Annotated in this window: 21 protein-coding genes; 16 read left to right on the top strand and 5 right to left on the bottom strand. The window is 35.9% G+C overall.

Annotation, left to right across the window (positions count from 1 at the left end):
• Positions 1–5 precede the first annotated feature (5 nt).
• From F4694_RS18150 to F4694_RS18130, 5 genes are all read left to right on the top strand, one after another.
• Positions 6–869 (top strand): PhzF family phenazine biosynthesis protein, encoded by an 864-nt coding sequence (locus F4694_RS18150; RefSeq protein ID WP_179600534.1) that lies wholly within the window; start codon positions 6–8, stop codon positions 867–869.
• A gap of 24 nt (positions 870–893) precedes the next feature.
• Entirely contained in the window at positions 894–2,147 is a 1,254-nt protein-coding gene (locus F4694_RS18145) for an MFS transporter (protein WP_179600532.1), read from the top strand.
• A 51-nt stretch (positions 2,148–2,198) separates the two neighbouring features.
• Positions 2,199–2,831 carry a pyridoxamine 5'-phosphate oxidase family protein gene (locus F4694_RS18140; protein ID WP_179600530.1) on the top strand — a complete coding sequence of 211 codons (633 nt, stop codon included), beginning with the start codon at positions 2,199–2,201 and terminating at the stop codon, positions 2,829–2,831.
• Between the two features lie 425 nt (positions 2,832–3,256).
• Positions 3,257–4,126 carry a permease gene (locus F4694_RS18135; RefSeq protein ID WP_179600528.1) on the top strand — a complete coding sequence of 290 codons (870 nt, stop codon included), beginning with the start codon at positions 3,257–3,259 and terminating at the stop codon, positions 4,124–4,126.
• An 18-nt stretch (positions 4,127–4,144) separates the two neighbouring features.
• The gene (locus F4694_RS18130) at positions 4,145–4,981 is read left to right on the top strand and encodes a TIGR03943 family putative permease subunit (RefSeq protein WP_179600526.1); all 837 of its coding nucleotides are present in this window, start codon (positions 4,145–4,147) and stop codon (positions 4,979–4,981) included.
• Between the two features lie 32 nt (positions 4,982–5,013).
• On the opposite strand, the gene F4694_RS18125 is transcribed toward F4694_RS18130, so the two are convergent.
• The 3 genes from F4694_RS18125 to F4694_RS18115 form a co-directional block, all read right to left on the bottom strand.
• The gene (locus F4694_RS18125) at positions 5,014–5,943 is read right to left on the bottom strand and encodes a TIGR03943 family putative permease subunit (RefSeq protein ID WP_179600524.1); all 930 of its coding nucleotides are present in this window, start codon (positions 5,941–5,943) and stop codon (positions 5,014–5,016) included.
• Between the two features lie 12 nt (positions 5,944–5,955).
• Positions 5,956–6,954: a permease gene (locus F4694_RS18120; protein WP_179600522.1), complete on the bottom strand. Its 999-nt coding sequence runs from the start codon at positions 6,952–6,954 to the stop codon at positions 5,956–5,958.
• 137 nt (positions 6,955–7,091) lie between these two features.
• Complete coding sequence (locus F4694_RS18115; RefSeq protein ID WP_179600520.1) at positions 7,092–8,099, bottom strand: metal ABC transporter substrate-binding protein; 1,008 nt, start codon at positions 8,097–8,099, stop codon at positions 7,092–7,094.
• 235 nt (positions 8,100–8,334) lie between these two features.
• Here F4694_RS18115 and rpmG point away from each other — a divergent pair, with 235 nt between their 5' ends.
• The 7 genes from rpmG to F4694_RS18080 all read left to right on the top strand — a co-directional run bounded on the left by rpmG (position 8,335) and on the right by F4694_RS18080 (position 13,428).
• Positions 8,335–8,484 carry a 50S ribosomal protein L33 gene (gene rpmG, locus F4694_RS18110; RefSeq protein WP_034674496.1) on the top strand — a complete coding sequence of 50 codons (150 nt, stop codon included), beginning with the start codon at positions 8,335–8,337 and terminating at the stop codon, positions 8,482–8,484.
• Between the two features lie 118 nt (positions 8,485–8,602).
• Complete coding sequence (locus F4694_RS18105; RefSeq protein WP_179600518.1) at positions 8,603–9,805, top strand: GTP-binding protein; 1,203 nt, start codon at positions 8,603–8,605, stop codon at positions 9,803–9,805.
• Between the two features lie 140 nt (positions 9,806–9,945).
• Positions 9,946–10,242, top strand: a complete 297-nt coding sequence (locus F4694_RS18100; RefSeq protein WP_179600516.1) for an AbrB/MazE/SpoVT family DNA-binding domain-containing protein — start codon at positions 9,946–9,948, stop codon at positions 10,240–10,242.
• Positions 10,243–10,430: 188 nt separating this feature from the next.
• On the top strand, positions 10,431–10,904 hold the full coding sequence (locus F4694_RS18095) for a hypothetical protein (RefSeq protein ID WP_179601061.1): 474 nt from the start codon (positions 10,431–10,433) through the stop codon (positions 10,902–10,904).
• 152 nt (positions 10,905–11,056) lie between these two features.
• Positions 11,057–11,509 carry a DUF4279 domain-containing protein gene (locus F4694_RS18090; protein ID WP_179600514.1) on the top strand — a complete coding sequence of 151 codons (453 nt, stop codon included), beginning with the start codon at positions 11,057–11,059 and terminating at the stop codon, positions 11,507–11,509.
• A gap of 201 nt (positions 11,510–11,710) precedes the next feature.
• On the top strand, positions 11,711–12,112 hold the full coding sequence (locus F4694_RS18085; RefSeq protein ID WP_179600512.1) for a hypothetical protein: 402 nt from the start codon (positions 11,711–11,713) through the stop codon (positions 12,110–12,112).
• A 293-nt stretch (positions 12,113–12,405) separates the two neighbouring features.
• Complete coding sequence (locus F4694_RS18080) at positions 12,406–13,428, top strand: DUF3231 family protein (RefSeq protein ID WP_179600510.1); 1,023 nt, start codon at positions 12,406–12,408, stop codon at positions 13,426–13,428.
• A gap of 172 nt (positions 13,429–13,600) precedes the next feature.
• Here the strand turns inward: F4694_RS18080 and F4694_RS18075 are convergent, their stop codons facing one another.
• Positions 13,601–14,440 (bottom strand): tyrosine-type recombinase/integrase, encoded by an 840-nt coding sequence (locus tag F4694_RS18075; protein WP_179600508.1) that lies wholly within the window; start codon positions 14,438–14,440, stop codon positions 13,601–13,603.
• Between the two features lie 589 nt (positions 14,441–15,029).
• Between F4694_RS18075 and F4694_RS18070 the strand changes: the two genes are divergently transcribed.
• On the top strand, positions 15,030–16,409 hold the full coding sequence (locus F4694_RS18070; protein WP_179600506.1) for a DJ-1/PfpI family protein: 1,380 nt from the start codon (positions 15,030–15,032) through the stop codon (positions 16,407–16,409).
• 348 nt (positions 16,410–16,757) lie between these two features.
• Here the strand turns inward: F4694_RS18070 and F4694_RS18065 are convergent, their stop codons facing one another.
• Positions 16,758–17,261, bottom strand: coding sequence for a divergent PAP2 family protein (locus tag F4694_RS18065; RefSeq protein WP_026565850.1), 504 nt, complete (start codon positions 17,259–17,261; stop codon positions 16,758–16,760).
• A gap of 323 nt (positions 17,262–17,584) precedes the next feature.
• Between F4694_RS18065 and F4694_RS18060 the strand changes: the two genes are divergently transcribed.
• From F4694_RS18060 to F4694_RS18050, 3 genes are all read left to right on the top strand, one after another.
• Positions 17,585–17,770 carry a hypothetical protein gene (locus F4694_RS18060; protein ID WP_179600504.1) on the top strand — a complete coding sequence of 62 codons (186 nt, stop codon included), beginning with the start codon at positions 17,585–17,587 and terminating at the stop codon, positions 17,768–17,770.
• 158 nt (positions 17,771–17,928) lie between these two features.
• Complete coding sequence (locus tag F4694_RS18055; RefSeq protein ID WP_179600502.1) at positions 17,929–18,492, top strand: spore germination protein; 564 nt, start codon at positions 17,929–17,931, stop codon at positions 18,490–18,492.
• Positions 18,476–18,968: spore germination protein (locus F4694_RS18050; protein ID WP_374757436.1), on the top strand; the 493-nt coding region annotated here is incomplete at its 3' end. The genes F4694_RS18055 and F4694_RS18050, both read left to right, overlap by 17 nt.

Raw genomic sequence — 18,968 nt, 5'->3', positions numbered from 1 at the left:
TTAAGGTGAAGTATTATATTGTTGATGTGTTTGCTGAAAACAAATATGAGGGAAATCAATTGGCTGTTTTTATTCCTGAGGGAAAAATGGAACAAACCGAAATGCAAAAAATTGCGCGAGAAATGAACTTTTCTGAAACAACCTTTATTATGTCGGGGTTACAGGATAATGGAGGGTATGATGTTAAGATTTTCTCCCCTGATTCTGAATTACCATTTGCAGGACATCCGACTCTTGGAACAGCCTATGTGATTAAAAACTTATTCGACCGTTCCGAACGTAGTGACATTAAATTAAATTTAACGGTTGGTCAGGTTCCTGTTGTTTTTGAAGATCAATACGCCTGGATGACCCAAAACCAACCTGAATTCGGCGCTAATGTTGAGATTGATAGAATTGTAGACGCACTTCAAATTAATCGTGAAGACATTAATACTGATTATCCAATTGAAGTGGTTTCAACAGGATTGCCTAGTGTTATTGTCCATTTGAATTCATTGGATGCCGTAAGTCGTTGTAAAATAAATCCTATTGCTTTTGAGAAGCTTTTAAAGGATATTGGTGAAGTTAATTTACTTGTTTTTACAACTGAAACTGCAAGCCCTGAGAACGATCTAAACGTAAGGTTGTTTATGAGTAATTCTGGATATTTAGAAGACCCGGCAACCGGAAGTGCGAATGGGAATTTAGCAGGTTATCTATTAAAACATGACTTTTTCCATTCCAATGAAATCAGCTATCGTGTCGCGCAAGGGGCTTTTATTGGCAGACCATCTTTACTAAAAATCAATGCCAAAAAGACCGATGACCACTATCTCATTCAAGTTGGCGGGCGCGTTATTGTCATTTCAGAAGGTAAGTGGTATTAACAAACAAGAGAAGGGATCTATACTATGCAAACATTGCCACAAACACAACCGGTAAAGAAATACATACCACTTTCATTTTTTGTTATTTTTCTAGGATACCTAGTTTTTGGGTTATCTGAGAATATCAAGGGACCTGCGATTCCTCAAATGCAAATCGATTATGGAATCGATGAACTTCAGGTTGGTTTTCTATTAGCGATTAACTCAATTGGGTTTTTAATCGCTTGTAGCTTTACTGGTGCTTTTTCATCTAAAGCCGGCATTAAGCTTACGAGTCTGCTAGCGTTTGGAATGATGGCATTATCAGGTGTATTCATTTATTTTTCTAGTAATTTTGCCGTTTTTTCGGTTTCCTATTTCATTATGTATTTAGGAAATGGGATGTTAGAAATAGCCCTGGCGATTTTGGCTGCAAGAATCTTTACAAAAAATACTGGTTTTATGATGAACCTGTCTCATTTCTTTTATGGACTTAGTTCTACGGCTGCTCCTTTGATGGCGGCCGGCTTAATGGGCGTGACATTTTTGGGGGGACGTGAGCTAGGCTGGCAGGGAATGTATTTATTGATGCTTTCATTATGTATCATCCCCATGATCCCAGCATTTTTCAGTACACTTCCAGTGGATAATACAACGTCTCACGAACGCCTGCCTATTAAGATGTTCTTAAAGGATCGGGTAGCATGGTTCATTATTATCATTCTTTCATTTGGAGTAATCCTGGAACTTTCAATTGCCGGCTGGCTTGTTAACTTTCTAGAGAGGTCTTTTCAATGGAGTTCAACGGCAGCCTCTGGTATGTTATCGATCTTTTTCCTCTGTTTTATGGTAGGAAGGTTACTTTTAGGATCTGTTACCGATAAAATAGGTTTTATGATCTCAATCATTGTTTTTTCAGGTCTAGCTGGAATTACAACGATATTGGCCACATTATTTGGACCATCAGGGGTATGGTTATATGCGGCAGCTGGTTTCGGTATTGCTCCCGTCTATCCGACAGTAATGGCATTGATTGCCAAAAGATATCCTACTGGACTTGACGCTGCGATTACCGTTACTGTAACCGTAATGGGAATTGTGGTGGTTATCAGCAATTTATTCCTAGGAGCACTGATTGAGTTTTTTAAAAGATTGTTTACGAGTCTTCTTGGAGCTGAAATGGGTCTCATGAGAGGTTTTCAGGCCGGATTTATTTTTATTGGCGTCTGTGGGGTTTTATGTTCTGTTTTTAGTATTATTTTGTATCGGTATTTAAAGAAGCGGAATGAAGTGATGTAAACGAGGTGACCATCTGGGTTGCCTCTTTTAATTGCAGAGGAGTGTATAAAGATGGATAAACAATTTAAGGAATTGATCCATTCAGAAGAGGAATTGCGTACATTAATTGGTTTTCCAAGTGAATTAGTTAAAAGAAAAATGATTACATACCTAGATCACAATTGTGAAGAATACATTTCCAAATCCCCATTTTTAGTGATTTCGAGCTCTGATCAATCGGGAAATTGCGATGTTTCACCAAGAGGGGATATGGCTGGTTTTGTAAAAGTACTAAATGAAAGATATTTGATTATTCCTGAGCGGCCAGGGAATAAAAGAATAGATACGATGAGAAATATTCTTGCTAACCCACTCGTTGGTTTGTTATTTATGATTCCCGGATTAGGAGAGACGCTGAGAGTTAATGGCAAAGCTTGTTTGGTTAGGGACAACGAGCTGCTTGAACAAATGGAAGTAAAAGGACGGAAGCCGTTACTAGGAATTGGAGTAGAGGTGGAGGAATGTTTTATCCATTGCGCAAAAGCTTTTAAACGTTCTGGTGTATGGGATCCAAATTCGTGGTTGGATGAAAAATCATTACCGTCTGTAGCCAAAATACTATTTGGACATGCTAATTTACCTGGCAGCAGCACCGAATTGATTGAAGAAAGGCTAAGAGAAAGCTATACAAAAAGACTCTATTAAAAAATAATGATACAAGCATATGTCGGAACTCCGATATATGCTTTTTTGTTTTAAAGGGTGTAATTTCACTAAGTTTTGACCAACCGTGTCAATAGTAAGAGCATAAGAAGCGAAAATCATGGTGCAACTAAATTAACTCAAAATGTATTGGAGGAATTCTAGGATGAATAAAAAAGTGAAATGGACCATTATAGCAGTCAGTACTGCAACAGCATTAGGATTTGGGGGATTAGTATTGAATAATCAAAATACCTACCTAAATATGAATATTATAAAGTATTTCAAATGAATTCCAATTAATACATTAACATTTTGTTGAATTTATTTCATAACACCTATAGAATTTTATAGGTGCTCTTTAATGTGATTTTCATATTTTTATATTTTATCCTTGAAAAAAGACTAAAATAGAGAGGTCGTTGAATATGAAGGGCGAATTATTCTTGCAAATGAATACGATCTTTATAAGTATATTAATTGAGGCATTGCCTTTTATCTTGTTAGGGGTATTAATATCAGGGATTATCCAGATTTTTGTAACGGAAGAAATGATGGCTCGGATTATTCCGAAAAACAAAATACTTGCCGTTTTTTCTGCTGCTTTCATAGGTGCTATTTTTCCTGCTTGTGAGTGTGGAATTGTTCCAATTACGCGACGATTAATGGCAAAAGGTGTTCCACTTTATGCAGCAATCCCTTTTATGCTTACTGGTCCAGTGATAAATCCTATCGTGTTGTTTTCCACTTATATTGCATTTGGGAACAATTGGGATATGGTCTTGTATCGTGGAGGGATCGCCTTACTGATTGCACTCATTGTGGGTGGGTTACTTTCCATTCAATTTAAGGATTCTCAGTTAAAGAATGATGTAGCTGACCATGTTCATCGGAAATCATTTAAAGGAAAATTTATTGGCATGCTAAAGCACTCAATTGATGAGCTGTTTTCAGTTGGGAAATTCTTAATCCTTGGTGCGTTTGTTGCGGCATTCATTCAAACCACGGTAAAAACAGCTACCTTGCTGGACATTGGACAAGGTCCGTTATCTTCTAACCTCGTTATGATGGGTCTCGCTTATGTTCTTTCGTTATGCTCAGAGGCGGATGCCTTTGTAGCAGCATCATTTAGAAGTACATTCTCAACAGGTTCCCTTGTTGCCTTTCTTGTTTTTGGACCGATGCTGGATATTAAGAATACGTTAATGCTCTTAGGAACATTCAAAGCGAAATTTGTTGTGTATTTGATGGGCTATATAACTATCTTGGTCGCCATAATAACGTTATTTATTAAGTAGGGAGGTGGTGGTGCTGATATGTTAAGAACACTCATATTAATTGGATTAACGTATTTATTTATGCATTTGCACGCCTCAGGTGATATCTCCAAGTATATCAATATGAAATATTCATATCTCTCTTATTCTGCCATTTATATTCTGGCCATTTTTACTTTTATTAGTATTTATTTTTATATAAAAGAAGATCAACATGATCATGATCAATGTGGAGATGATTGTGGACATTCACATGAAGAAAATACTTGGTGGAAAAGAGCAATAACCAATGGAGTATTTATTATTCCGATTTTGACAGGTCTGTTTCTGCCTGTCGCAACGCTTGATTCGAATATTGTTGAGAAAAAAGGCTTTTATTTTCCTGTTTATGAAGACAGCGATTCAACTAGTAAGCAGCAATTTTTACAACCTGATACAAGTGTTTATTATGGACAAGATGACTACGATGATTTAATGGCTAAATCGTTAAAGAAATTATTGAAAAAAGATACGCTTGAACTTAATGAAAGCAACTATTTAACCGATTTAGAATCCATCTATAATTATCCTGGACAATTTATTGGCAAAGAAGTGAAAATAACAGGATTCTCCTATAGCACAGATGAATTAGCTGCGAACCAAAAATTTCTATTTCGATTTGGAATTATTCACTGTGTTGCAGATTCGGGCGTGTTTGGAATGTTAGTGGAGCTTCCTGAGGATATTAACCCCAAAAATGATGAGTGGCTTACGGTAAGTGGAAAACTCGAAACCATCTACTATCAGCCCTTTAAGAAAACCATCCCGTATCTCAAAGTGACTTCATGGGAGACGATTAGTCCACCAGAGGATCCTTATGTGTATCGTCAATATTAACAGCCTTAGTTCAAAGAACTAAGGCTATTTTTCTAAAGAATTTTCACACTTATCGGATAGAGATAAGGTTCCTTTGGTTCATTGATTTTTTTCCAGGTGGTAATTTTTATGATAGGAAGCTCTGTCCCATTAAAGTTCGTGGTATCCAAAACACCTTTCACTTCAATCCAAGTATTTTCTTTAAGTGATGAGGCCTCCGGTAACTCTGATATGAATCCAATAATGCTGGCATCTGCAACGCAATGGGTTATCAAAAATCTTGATAGCACAAGTTGGTCTTGTTCAAGACCTTCTTCTTTATAAACAAATCCTTTTAACTCGATTTCTCGCCCTTTAAATTTCTCGATGTCCGTTTGAATTTCGTCATAGTAAGTAGAAAAAATATCATCATTCATCTTAATAGTCGAGCTTTGTAAAAGATGTTGTATTAATTGATTATATTCATCTTTTGTATAAACTAATTCTTCGAGACGTGAAAGGTCAACAAGATCTCCATTAATAACAGGGTCTTTCTGTTGACTATTGTTAGGTGCAGGCTTTTCATCTTTTTCCTTCTCTGACTTCTGATTGGTTAATACAGCCAAACCACCTTTTTTATCAGCGATTGAGGCGTCGAGCACCTTCGCAGGGAGCAGGAACCCCGTGACTAACGGAAAAACAATAATAACATAAGCGATTAATTTTTTTGTATTAAAAGGTGAATCTCCATGATCGTGACTACAGCTATGGTCGTAAGAATCATCATGACAATGGTGATGATGGCTGTTCTCTTTAATAGTCCATATTCTTGTCGTTTGGATAATAAACAAAATTAAAAATAGTACTGCAGCAGATTGGCTTAACCCCTCATATTTCGGATTAATAAACTTTGTCATTTCGCCAGTAAAATGAAGCTTGAAAAGCATGACTGAAAAAGCTAGTAGAATAAAGGCTCTGACAGCCTGCTGAAAATGGAATCGCACGACTTTCCCCCCTTAAATAAAGCTTTGCACAAGCATGATCGTCATAAAGATAATCGAAATGATTAAAGCTAACACACCGATAACAAACTTCATTCGAAATACGCTCAGCATCATAAGGGTATTTTTTAAATCCATCATCGGACCAAAGATTAAGAATCCTAGTATGGCTGAAGTTGGAAAAATATTGCTGAAGGAGGCACCAATAAACGCATCTGCTTCAGAACAAAGTGATAAAACGTAAGCTAAGCCCATCATGACAGATAGGGATGATACCGTTCCGCTGCCAGCTTCCAAGAGAGCTTTTGCCGGAAGATAGGTTTGTACGAATGCAGCTAAAAAGGCTCCCATAACTAGGTACTTACCCATATCAAAAAACTCATCAATGGAATGGGTTAACATGGACCAAAATCTTGTTGAAAGAGATTCTTTTTTTGAGCGTGTTTGTGAAGTACTTGTATGGATAGGAGACTTTAATTGTTTTCCCTTAAAAATAACGCTAACAAACAATGCAACCATCAAAGCAACAAAAAAACCTAACCCCATTCTTAATCCCGCAATCTTAAAATCGTTCCCAAACGCCATATAAGTAGAGGCAATCACAATGGGATTAATGAGCGGACCTGTCAACATAAAGCCGATGGCAGCATGGATTGGTACGCCTTTCCCGACAAGACGACGGACGATGGGAACAATACCACATTCACATGCAGGAAAGAGAGCTCCAATTATACAACTCATGATTATAGCTAAAACCTTATTTTTGGGAATCCAGCGTTGAATATGTTCTTCGGTTACAAAAATTTGGATCACACCGGCGATGAGGACTCCTATTAAAACAAATGGCAGGGCCTCTATTAAAATACTAAGAAATATCGTGTTTAAATTTAATAAAGATGGAGGTATATCAAATGAGAGTTTAAAGCTAGTACTGAAAGAAAGAAGTAATAATGCTAAAACAATGAGCATAATACCCGTAAATTCTATGATATTATTACGAACAACTCGATACATAAATACCTCCTGTTTCTATTAAATAGTTTGTACATTTAATAGAGTATGAAAAAAAATTATATATATACCTATGGCTGATCTATGTAAGTGAATCCCTGCTGCAAAAATAGCAGGGATAGTTAAGTCGCACGTTGTTGTTAGTTATTTAAAACTGTTTTGATGGTTTCTAAATTCCTACGCATGATGCTGAAGTAATCATCTTTTTGTTTAATGTTTTCTTCAGTTACAGCTTCTAGATTATGGAGAGTAAGAGACTTAGCTCCTATTTCTTCTTGGATGATTTTTGCTATTTTTGGTGAAACATTCTGTTCGAAAATCACATAATGAATGTTATGTTCTGTAGACTCTTCAATGATTGCTTGCAGTTCTTTCTGAGTTGGTTCTTGTGTCGGTGATAAACCTGATATGGCAATCGTTTCAATTCCATATCGCTTTTCCCAATATCCATAAGCATCATGAGAAACTAATAAATTTTTCGTTTTTGAACTCTCGATGGTCGTTTTAAATTCCTGATCCAGTTTTTCGAGCTCGCTTTCTAGCTGTTTAAAATTGGTTTCAAACTCTGCTGCGTGTTCTGGCATTAATTTACTCAAAGAGTTTTTAATGTTATTTGCTAAAGCGATAGAGAGGACAGGATCTAACCATACGTGGGGATCTACGTCACCATGGTTATGTTCTTCACCTTCATGGTTTTCCGATTCTGTGTGTTCACCTTCATTTTCATCAGAATGTCCTTCTTCATCATCATGATGATGATCATCAGTGGATTCAATGAGATCGATTCCATCTGCGGCTTTTAAAACTTGTACATCCTCTTTTTCCAAAGCTTCTGTTGCTTTTTCAGCAAATCCTTCAATCCCCACACCTGTATAGATAAATAAATCTGAGTCTGCTAGGTTAATCATGTCTTTTGTAGAAGGCTCATAGGAATGGGCATCTACATTGGGAGGATAAATACTTTGGACTTCGACGTAACTTCCGCCAATTTTTTTAGTGAAATCTTCAAGCGGATAAATGGTGGTATAGACTATTAGAGAGTTTCTTTCTTTATTTTCTCCAGTTTTTACAACTTCTTTTGATCCACAACCTGTTAACAAAAGGCCTAAAGCTAGAACTGAGGCAGACATAAGTGTAGATATTTTCATAGAATTACTCCTTTGATATATTAAGATTTTTATACAATGTAACAAAACGAAATCGTTACGTTTTACATTCTAAAATATATCTATGCGTTTGTAAATGACTTTAGGAATCATTTCGATTTATTTTTTTTATGGCAAGAAGTTATCGTTCTACCGCTTGACATTAAAACGAAATTAGGATAAAGTGCAAATCGTAATCATTTTGATTTGAAAATGAAAAATTAGGGAGGAAAGTAAGATGCGTGTAAAAATTACTTTGCAATGTACAGAAACTGGAGACAGAAATTATATTACAACAAAGAACAAGCGGAATGATCCGGAAAGACTCGAACTAAAGAAGTATTCTCCTCGGTTGAAACGCTATACGATACACAGAGAAACAAAGTAAGAAAATAGCATAGTTATAAATGTCCTTTAATACCTGAGTAATTTCAAGTTAATTAAAATATGTATAAATTATAAATCGTAATGGTTATTATTTGCAAATAACGGAAGGGAGAATTATCATGAAAGACACAAGAATTCCGGTAACTGTTTTAAGCGGCTATTTAGGAGCAGGGAAGACCACTTTATTAAACCATATTCTTCAGAACCGAGATGGATTAAGAGTTGCAGTTATTGTCAATGACATGAGTGAAATTAATGTGGATGCAGAACTGGTAAAACAGGGAGGGGGGTTAAACAGAACGGAAGAAAAGCTTGTGGAACTATCAAATGGGTGTATTTGCTGTACATTAAGAGAAGACCTTTTAAAAGAAGTGGAACGACTTGTCGAAATTGGAAATATAGATTATATTGTGATTGAATCAACTGGTATAAGTGAACCAGTACCCGTTGCACAAACTTTTTCTTACATAGATGAAGAGTTGGGGATTGATCTAACAAAACATTGTAAACTCGATACAATGGTTACAGTTGTTGATGCAATCAGGTTTTGGCATGACTTTGCCTCAGGAGATCTCCTTCTGGAAAGAAACCAGGCTGTAGGTGAAGAGGATGAAAGAACGGTTGCGGAATTATTAATAGACCAAATTGAGTTTTGTGATGTCTTGATCCTTAATAAATGCGATTTGCTTGAAGAGGAACAATTATTTCAGCTGGAGGTTTTTTTAAGAAAGTTACAGCCTACAGCGAAATTTCATCGTTCAATTAAGGGGAATATTCACCCATCAGAGATTTTAAATACAGGTTTGTTTAATTTCGACGCCGCAAGCGAATCTGCCGGCTGGATTAAAGAATTGGAAGCGCCTGAGCATACTCCGGAAACTGAAGAGTATGGAATCAGCTGCTTCGTTTATAGAAGTTCGGTCCCATTTCATTCTGAAAGATTCAATCGCTGGGTGGAAGAAATGCCAGAAGAAATTGTGAGGGCAAAAGGAATCGTATGGTGTGCAACCAGGAATGACTTAGCTTTATTATTTTCGCAAGCAGGTCCATCGGTGCAATTAGATCCGGTATCTTATTGGATCGCATCCTTGTCCCCAGAGCAACAAGCCCAATATTTTAAAGAAGACCCGACATTAAAAGAAGATTGGGATGAAAAGTTTGGAGATCGGAAAAATGAAATCGTTGTGATCGGAATCCACATGGATAAAGAAGTTGTGAAAACTTCTTTAGATCGCTGTTTATTGACAGAAGAAGAGATGACACAAAATTGGAATAAAATGAATGATCCCTTCGTATGGAATATTACTACAGCAGTTAAATAAATATGAACGAGCCTACAATATATTAATGTAGGCTCATTCATTTTATGTTGGAGACCCCCGTTTCAATTTTATTATGGAAAAATAAATGCCTACATCTACCTTTTGTATTTTAATCTAAACATTTTTAGGGAGGGATTGAATTGAATAAAGTAAAATTAAGAAAAACTGGACAATTGTACATTCCTAAAACTCTTACTAAAATATTAAATATTAAAGTAGGTGACATTATTAATATATTTATAGATGGTAAAAAAATTGTCTTAACAAGTAAAACAGGATTTGAAAAAGAAAATAAGTGTACTTATAATCAAAAAGGAACAATCCATATACCGGCTGAAATTAGAAGATTAAGCAATATCGACACAGATACAGTTTTTACTATTACTATCGATGAAAAGGAAAAACGGGTATGTCTTATTCCTGATTTAACAGGTTGAATGAGATTGTGATGTATTGTACTTAAACTATAGGAGTGCTTTAGTGAAGGATCAATATCAGGCAATGGTCGCTGCTGCGGTTATTTTTCTTGTTGAGCTAACTGGCAGGTTAGTTTAATAAGAAAAGACTGTTCGGAGATACTAATACCTAAAATTTCATATAGAATTGAGGGAGTAAATTGTTCTTGATGATTCGTATATTTATTGTCCTTATCCTGTTATATTATAATCCACTGTTAATTATGGCTAAAGAAATTAAGTATAATCACAACAGCGAAACCATTTCAGAAATAAAGAAAAAAGTTGATTTTACTATTTTGACTCCAAGAAAGATTCCTGACGATTGGACATTAGATACAAAAACTACCCCTTGGATAATGTTACATTATATGGACAGCAAGGATTCCAAGTTGATGGTCGCCATTGATTTGAGAAGAGGATTTCCATTATCTGATGAAGACTTTCCTCATTCTCAGCAATTTGATATTAATGGAAACAAAGGTTATTTTCAGGAATGGATAGATAGTGGTGAAGTAGATAAATATGGAGACACCATTACTGGTGGCTTACTTAATTGGGTACAAGATGGTACTTATTTAGAAATGAATAGTTCAAGATTAACGAAAGAAAAAATGTTAGAAATTGCATGGTCAATGAATTAACGTTCTTTAACGGTGTGCCTCCGTTGAACAGTCAGGTTGCTGCGGCAGCCTTTTTTATTGTTCCACTAACGGTGCAGGTTAACTGAAGAAGGAATGGTATAATAATTGAATATAAAAAGATGGAAAATGTGGCTTATGGGGGGATTTTTCACTTGGATAAAACCCAAGTAAAGGTTTATTTCAGCTTGTTTGGAGATGACTTTCCAATTGATTATGTCACTGAATTACTAGGAATTATACCAACCAATTCCTATAAAAAGGGTGATGTCATAGTAAGAAAACGTAAGTCAAATGTCGGTCCCACTAAAGAACAATTACGAAAAGAAACTGCCTGGGAACTAGGTACAGACTATCAAGAATCCTATGATGTGAAGGAACAACTGGACCAGATTATAAGACCATTAAAAAATAAGGCAACTATAATTAATCAGTTAAAATTAAAGTACAAACTGGAATGCGTTTTCTCAATCGTAATAATTATTGAAAATGGGGATACACCAAGTTTGCACCTCGATAATGAACAAATTGAATTCGCTAATATTATTAAAGCCGAATTTGATATTGATTTGTATGCAAACCCGTATAACGGCAATTTGATTGATTAAAAATTACAATCCTTATTCAAGTAACGGGTGCTTGAGTTGAAGATGAGTTGCGGCACGCAGCTCTTTTTTTTCGTTGATCAACTAACAGGGCAGGTTAGTTCAATAAGACGTTAGAGAAAATTAACATTGATATTATTCAAGGTTATATTTATGATTGGGTTGCTTTAATAAGAATATTGTATTGATGAAAGGGATTTTTCAATGACAGCTCATTATTTTATCGCTACATTAAAACCTATTCCTGAATATCACACAAGTGAAAATAATTATCCATTTCTAAATGGTGAAGCGTATAAGGAAAGTTTACCGTTTACCCTCCCTTATGTTTATGAACTTGGAGGTGAAGATATTGAATTTATTACATTTTTGGACTCATTTATGGAAATAGGGGACGTTGTAGAACTATATATATTTGAGGAAGGACGACTGGGTTATCCCTTATCACATAATTATCCAGAAGAGTCCAGAACAATTAATCTTTTAAAAAAAACTTACAAAGATGAATACGGTGAATATCAATTAGACTCAAAGAAATGGAAAGAAGAGCTTTCCAGACGAACTATTGCATCAAAACGAAGCGTTACCACATTCGTTAAATATTAGTAACCTGCTGTTCTTAAGGTTGTTATTGAATTAACGGGTGCTTTTGTTCAAGAAGATGTGATCGCTGCGGCGGTCTTTTTGCTAGTCAACTAACGAAGCAGTTTAGTATAAGTAGGATAAGGAAAAAGAACATGGATTATTATGAGTTAAAAAGGAAATAAAATTAGTTATATGAGCATCGGCAATTGGTTAGGCACTTTTTTGCTTAAGAGAGTATCAAAGGAACTAATACATATTACAGGAAATTTATGGGGAGTGTATCTTATAGAATATCTTTTTGGAGGGGCACTTTGATGGAGCACAAGGAAAAACAGATTAGGCTAACAGCAGGAGAAATTGCTCAACTTTGGTCTCAATACTTAAATGATAGCTCAAGTATATGTGTGCTTACATATTTTTTAGAGAAGGCTGAGGATGATGAAATTAAGCCTATTATTGAATTTGCTTTAGAGTTATCTATGTCACATATTCAAAAAATAGCATCAGTATTAACAGAAGAAAAAAATGTAGTTCCACATGGTTTTAGTATTAAAGAGGATGTTGATTTAACAGCTCCAAGACTTTATTCAGACAGTTTTGTTTTAAATTTTATAAACCAAATGTCTAAGAATGGTCTTACATTATATGCAGCGGGTGTATCAACATCTGTAAGACAGGACATTACAGCCTATTACAAGGACTGCCTTACAGAAACAATGCAATTATACGAAAAGTCAAAGGATTTATTATTATCAAAAGGATTGTTTATTAGGTCTCCTAATTTGCCCAATTTAGAGCAGGTTGAGTATGTAAAAAAGCAATGGTTTATTTTAGATGTGTTCGGCGAAAAAAGACCATTAGTAGCAGCAGAAGTAGATAACTTATTTGCTAATCTTCAAAGAAATGCTTTTGGAGCAGCCACCCTTACTGGATTTAGTCAGGTTGCACAGAACAAGGAGGTAAAAAAGTTCTTTATAAAAGGTCTAGAAATTGGGAATAAACATGTTACATTATTTAGAGAGAAATTAGAGGAAAGTAAACTCCCAGCACCAATGAGTTGGGATTCAGAAATAACAAATAGTACAACTAAAACATTTTCTGATAAACTCATGATGTTCTTTACAACTGGTTTGATTGGTTTGAGTATTGGTTATTATGGTACAGGTATTGCACTAAGTCCAAGAGGGGATATTGCTGCAATGTATAACAGGTTATCCTTAGAAGTTCAATTATATTCTGAGGATGGAGCTAATATCATGATTAAAAATGAATGGTTAGAACAACCTCCAATGGCACCAGATAGGGATGAATTAGTAAAGAAAAAGAATCAATCATAAAATACCTTAAAGTCCTTCTGCAAATAAGCTGTAAGGGCTTATTTTAATGTCATTAGGGATTATGAATTATGAATTATGTATCTTCAATCCTTATATATTGTGAAGAGTTGCACTTAAACTAACGGTTGCAAGAGTGAAATAAAGCAACGCAATCCCGTTGCTTATTTTAATGTTAAAAATATTTCCTATATAATTCCTGTCTGATGCTTCCACTTAATTGCGCATAAATCCGGGTCGTTTCACTTTTTTCATGACCTAATAAGCTTTGAATAACATCCAGTGGGGCTCCATTATTCAATAGGTGGGTGGCATAGCTGTGCCTAAGTTGGTGTGGATGAATGTCCTTGCTAATGCTGGCGCGATTGGAAATGCGTTTAATAATGTAACGCATCTGGGCAATGCTCATTCGATGCGGATCACGTTCCGTGACAAAAATGGCAGGATCCCGGTCTAAACGATTATCCAGATATCGTTTTAACCAAATTTCACTGCGGATATTAAAATAGACTTCACGTTCCTTATCGCCTTTACCTCTTATAACGGCGGAACGGTTCGACCAATTAATTCTGTTTCTATCTAAGGAAACAATTTCTCCTATTCGGCATCCGGTAGAGAACATGAATTCAAACAAAGCTTTTTCCATAGGGCTGTAGCAGGCTTCACGCAAATGTTCAATTTCCATTTCGTTCAAAAACTTAGGGATTCGTTTTCCTGATTTGGGCTCTTTTATTTTGGCTGCAGGGTTTTTCGAGATATGTCCTTCTTCATGTGACCATCGAAACAATGATTTGATAAACCGAATTCGATGAGCCAAACTGGCAGGTTTGAGGTTTTCGCTTGATTTTGCCAAGTAAGTCTTTAAATCGTCGGTCGTAATCGAATCAAGTTGCACATCCTTATAAAATCGTGAAAGTAAGGTGGATTGCAGTTTATATGCTTTTAATGTCTGTGGAGAAAAGCCTTCAATTCTTTTATCAGCTTCATACATTTCCCATGCTCTAGATAATAACAATTTCATCTCTCCCATTAATTATCTTTTTACAGGAATTATTGACCGGATTGACAAAATTGAAACGGCAGTTCTTATTAAGCTAAGGAAGCAGTTTAGTTGAAGAGAGAGTGGAAAATTCTCTCCCTTTTTATTCACATTTGACGCAAAAAGCGAAGTAATTATTTATTGTTCAAGTTAGGGTCTAGTTCTTTAACTTGATATCGGTTTTTAAGGCAATATCTTAGGCAGAGACTATTTCAGTCTCTGTCTTTTTTGTGGTCTGAAACCGGCTAAATCTGAAGTCTGATATAAAAATCAAGCTCTAGCACAATTATGAAGGTTTTAGAAAAAAGATAATATGAAATCAAGATAACAACAAATACCCTGTGGGGGTACCACGAAATTTTACGGTAATACCCAAAAAGAGTGCGGTTTTTATCATGGTCAAACTAAGTAAAATGTAATACAGGGGTATTCAATAACAAATAACCACATTTTGGAGGTAGAAAATGATTTTTGTTCAGGATGTATCAAAAGTTTATTCATTGGAGTCTGGAGATTTTGTCGCGTTAAAGAATAACAACATTCATATCCGGAGGAGGAATATAAAATGAAAAGGTTAGTAGTACGTTTCGTTGTTTATGTATTGATTTTTGCCGTGTTTGTGGGAGGGGTGGGATTCCTCGGATTTGTTCGTTCACAGAATGATTTTTTCAAGAATGTCCGCCATGAGCCAGTTCCTTCTCTACATGGTGTTAAACCACCAAAGTATGATCCTAATAAACCTACAGTAGCAGTTCTATTAGCGAATGTAGACACTGAGGTATTTGATTTTATGATTCCCTATGATTTGTTATCTAGAACAAACGCTTTTAATGTATTTGCTGTTGCTCCAGACAAAAACGTAAAGACGTTATCGGGCGGTCTGGATGTAGTCCCCCATTACTCTTATAAAGAATTAGATAAATTATTAGGCAAAAGTCCCGACATTATCGTCGTTCCTTACATGCCGATATTTGATGAAAAGAAATATCTACCCACTCGGGAATGGATTCAACAACATTCCAGCAGTAAAACTACTATCTTGAGCATTTGCAGTGGATCAGAGAATCTTGCCGATGCAGGCTTATTAAAAGGAAAATCAGCCACCACACACTGGCAAGGGATATCTTTACTAAGCAAGCAATATCCTGACACTCATTGGAAAGAGGATGTGCGGTATGTCCACGAAGGTAACACCTTAACTTCAGCGGGTCAAACTGCAGGTATCGATGCTGTGCTGCATCTGATAGCTCAAAAACTAGGAGAACCCATGGCTAAAAAAATATCGAAAGAAATCAGTTATCCTTCTTACCACTTCGTTCAAAACCCAAAAGTAGAACCTTTTCAAAAGGACATATATTTTGCAACTTTTTTATTGAATCTTTCCTTCCAGTGGAATAAGACAAAGGCAGGTGTACTACTTTATAACGACATGGATGAAATCGCATTATCTTCTATATTTGATACTTACGCAGCCACAGGAACGACACAAGTCTTGACCGTTTCGAGTTCGGATGCACCCATTGCTACAAAACATCACCTTAATATAGTGGCTAGGCATCAAATATCTAATGCTCCAAGATTGGATAAAATGATCATACCAGGTGGCAACGCAAAATCCCTAGCGGCAGCCGAGGTAAAACTTTGGAGTGAAAAAGGTAATTCTAAAGAGACGAACCTCATTCATAGCGATTCACCAAATAGATATGTATTTGAAGCACCATTGGAAGACTTAGCTAAACAAGAAGACCTTTTAACTGCCAAGCATGCAGTGAAACGACTCGAATATCGTTCCAATGATATCCACCTTGAGGGCAAACCATTTCCTCTTGAAACTTACGGCAATGTACTTCTAACCGGTTTACTAGCTTTGTTGGTAGCTATCTGTATTGACAGACGATTCATTATGAAGAAAACAATTTTCAAATCGTATAAACAAGTCAGTTAATCACTACCGACTTCGGGCGGTTTTTTCCATTCTCACCATTAACGTCAGATAGCTATCATTATAGTAAATTAACGAACCAGGGTGACCTGAAATTCCGTCAACTCCGATATTCTGCCAAAGCTAAAAGGAGTCGTGAAGTATCGCGACCTTACAAAGAAGGGATTCTTGCGAATACCTTCTTCAGAGCATTGGACAGCATAAAAGCCCTCCTAACGTTAGGAAGGCTTTTTCAATTTCTACATGTGTATTCATGTTGTTCAGAGTTATTTCCAAATTTCCCATAAACTCAATTACAACACAGTGTCGCAATAGGACTCATTTAATATTAAAAAAGCGTATTGGAATGATTTATACTTCTAATTCCAGCTCTTCGTGTTTCATTTGCTTACCATCCTCGATTTTCGCCGAAATAAGACCAAGCACAATGCCAAGCAACGCACCAGCTCCTACTTCCACCGGCTGATGACCGAGAATTTCCTTCAGTTCTTTCTCTCGCTCCACATACTCAAAGCTAGGAAATTCACCCGAAAATTTCACTAGATTATCTTCAAGATCGTTCACGAGCTGCGCAATTTCGCCTGTATGGCGACGAATTCCCTGAGCATCATACATCACAATCACGCCAAACACTGTTGCAAGAGATGTCTCAGTATGTCGCCATCCTTTATTCGCCGCCACATAGGAAGCTAGAGCTGCTACACCCGCGGAGTGCGAACTAGGCATACCTCCCGTTGTGAAAGCCTGCTTCAAGTCCCAATCTCCCGTCAACTTCTTGTGAGTTATAATTTTAAGTCCTTGCGCTATGCCGATCGCCGACAGCGCCGTCAAAATTCCTCGATTCATCTTTTCCATGAGCAACTCCTCCATTCCACAGATCAGTCAACCCCTATCCTGCATATATCTTTTTGATACCCAATTTTGATTTTTATATGCTTAAAGTAACGGGCAGCTTAGTGGAAGAACAGGAGGAGAATATAATTTTTTAATGTCGTAATTTGCAACTATTAAGCACATTATAGAGTGGTCTATTCGGCAATAATTAAAGAAAACTTTACGACTTTTTAATCTCAACTAAAAAAATAAAGGCTAGAATTATCGTAAGTAACCAGATGTAATACCCGAAAAAAATAAATTAAGTAAAGACAAATATTATTCATAATGGAAGGATGATATTTATGTATATTTCCTATAAAAACTATCAAGGCGGAATTGATAATTTGGTGGTAGTAGAAAGCAATGGAGTGGTTACAACAAGTATAAAAGATACGAAAACAGCTATAAGAACCCATAAAAGAAAATTAAAACGATTAAAGGCTAAACAAAAGTATCCCATTTCTTATTCAACTAAAAGGGCAGGTTAGCTTAAGAAGGATTAATAAGATATTGCAGCGAATACTTTTGAATTTAGAGGTTTTATGATTATAAGAATCTCATCCTATAAAGGGAGAAATAACAATGAAAAGTGATAAAGGGCTAAAAGCATGTGCATAATAACAAAAAAAGAAACCAGGAGATTAAGATGAATAAAATTGAACCATCTTGTATATCTATTGTTCTGAGTGATAATCTTCGAATGGTGAAAGAACAATTTCACTCTTCCGATTTAAAAATACGAACTTTTAATATTGGGGGCGAATGTCGAGAATCTGCTATTATTTTTCTTGACGGAATTACGAATATAGAAAATGTTCAAGAGAACATATTTAAACCATTGATACAAAAAAATATAGAAAGCATAGAATCCGTAGTTTCAAATAACCTTTACGTGCTTGATGTTACCATTACAACAAAATTTGATGACACCTTGACAGGTTTATCAAAAGGTCAAACATTAATCCTAATCGATGGTTTTCATAAAGGAATTTTAGCTGATTCGTCTGATTGGCAGAAAAAAGCCGTTTCTGAACCGATTGCCGAACGTTCTGCAAAAGGACCGTCTATTGGGTTTAATGAACTACTAAAGGTGAATGTTAATTTAATCCGACATATGGTACAGTGCACAAAAGTTAACAATAGAATTGTTACAGGTCGGTTCGATAGTAAAAACAGAAGTCGCTATATTGTCAATGGATGGACTTGTTGATCAGAAAGCATTGGAAGAAACCAGAAAGAAAATAAGAAACATTGACGTTAAATATTTATTAGAATCCAGAGTGATTGAAGATTCGCTTGAAGAAAGGAAAACTCTCTTTCCTCTTGTGCTAACTACTGAACGTCCAGATACGACAGTTTCTGCGTTATTACAGGGAAGAGTTGTGATTTTAATAAACGGAACACCTTATACGTTAATCGTTCCATGTCTTTTTATCGATTATTTGCAACATCCAGACGAATTTTATTCAAAGGCTGGTCGTTTTACTCATCGTTTACTTCGGTTGTTTAGTTGGTTTTTAGCGATTACGTTGGTTGGATTTTATGCAACGATGGTTCGTTTTCATCAAAATTGGCTACCACAACAGTTTGAAAAAGATTTATTGGAAACGAAAGTTCTCTTCCCATTCTGGTTAGAGCTATTTTTTCTAACGTTCTTGGTGCTACTACTAGTCGAAGGTTCACTAC

Origin of the sequence: Neobacillus driksii, from assembly GCF_013409995.1 — a bacterium.
GTDB classification, from domain to species: Bacteria; Bacillota; Bacilli; order Bacillales; family Cytobacillaceae; genus Neobacillus; species Neobacillus driksii.
The sequence above is the reverse complement of the archived record's forward strand: the minus strand, read 5'-3'. Positions and strand labels throughout refer to the sequence as shown.

What these genes read in the sequence shown, in the direction of transcription:
- F4694_RS18145 (WP_179600532.1), top strand. Translation starts at nt 894, where the DNA reads ATGCAAACATTGCCACAAACACAACCGGTAAAGAAATACATACCACTT.
- F4694_RS18140 (WP_179600530.1), top strand. Translation starts at nt 2,199, where the DNA reads ATGGATAAACAATTTAAGGAATTGATCCATTCAGAAGAGGAATTGCGT.
- F4694_RS18135 (WP_179600528.1), top strand. Translation starts at nt 3,257, where the DNA reads ATGAAGGGCGAATTATTCTTGCAAATGAATACGATCTTTATAAGTATA.
- F4694_RS18130 (WP_179600526.1), top strand. Translation starts at nt 4,145, where the DNA reads ATGTTAAGAACACTCATATTAATTGGATTAACGTATTTATTTATGCAT.
- F4694_RS18120 (WP_179600522.1), bottom strand. Translation starts at nt 6,954, where the DNA reads ATGTATCGAGTTGTTCGTAATAATATCATAGAATTTACGGGTATTATG.
- F4694_RS18115 (WP_179600520.1), bottom strand. Translation starts at nt 8,099, where the DNA reads ATGAAAATATCTACACTTATGTCTGCCTCAGTTCTAGCTTTAGGCCTT.
- rpmG (WP_034674496.1), top strand. Translation starts at nt 8,335, where the DNA reads ATGCGTGTAAAAATTACTTTGCAATGTACAGAAACTGGAGACAGAAAT.
- F4694_RS18105 (WP_179600518.1), top strand. Translation starts at nt 8,603, where the DNA reads ATGAAAGACACAAGAATTCCGGTAACTGTTTTAAGCGGCTATTTAGGA.
- F4694_RS18095 (WP_179601061.1), top strand. Translation starts at nt 10,431, where the DNA reads ATGATTCGTATATTTATTGTCCTTATCCTGTTATATTATAATCCACTG.
- F4694_RS18085 (WP_179600512.1), top strand. Translation starts at nt 11,711, where the DNA reads ATGACAGCTCATTATTTTATCGCTACATTAAAACCTATTCCTGAATAT.
- F4694_RS18080 (WP_179600510.1), top strand. Translation starts at nt 12,406, where the DNA reads ATGGAGCACAAGGAAAAACAGATTAGGCTAACAGCAGGAGAAATTGCT.
- F4694_RS18070 (WP_179600506.1), top strand. Translation starts at nt 15,030, where the DNA reads ATGAAAAGGTTAGTAGTACGTTTCGTTGTTTATGTATTGATTTTTGCC.
- F4694_RS18065 (WP_026565850.1), bottom strand. Translation starts at nt 17,261, where the DNA reads ATGGAAAAGATGAATCGAGGAATTTTGACGGCGCTGTCGGCGATCGGC.
- F4694_RS18060 (WP_179600504.1), top strand. Translation starts at nt 17,585, where the DNA reads ATGTATATTTCCTATAAAAACTATCAAGGCGGAATTGATAATTTGGTG.
- F4694_RS18055 (WP_179600502.1), top strand. Translation starts at nt 17,929, where the DNA reads ATGAATAAAATTGAACCATCTTGTATATCTATTGTTCTGAGTGATAAT.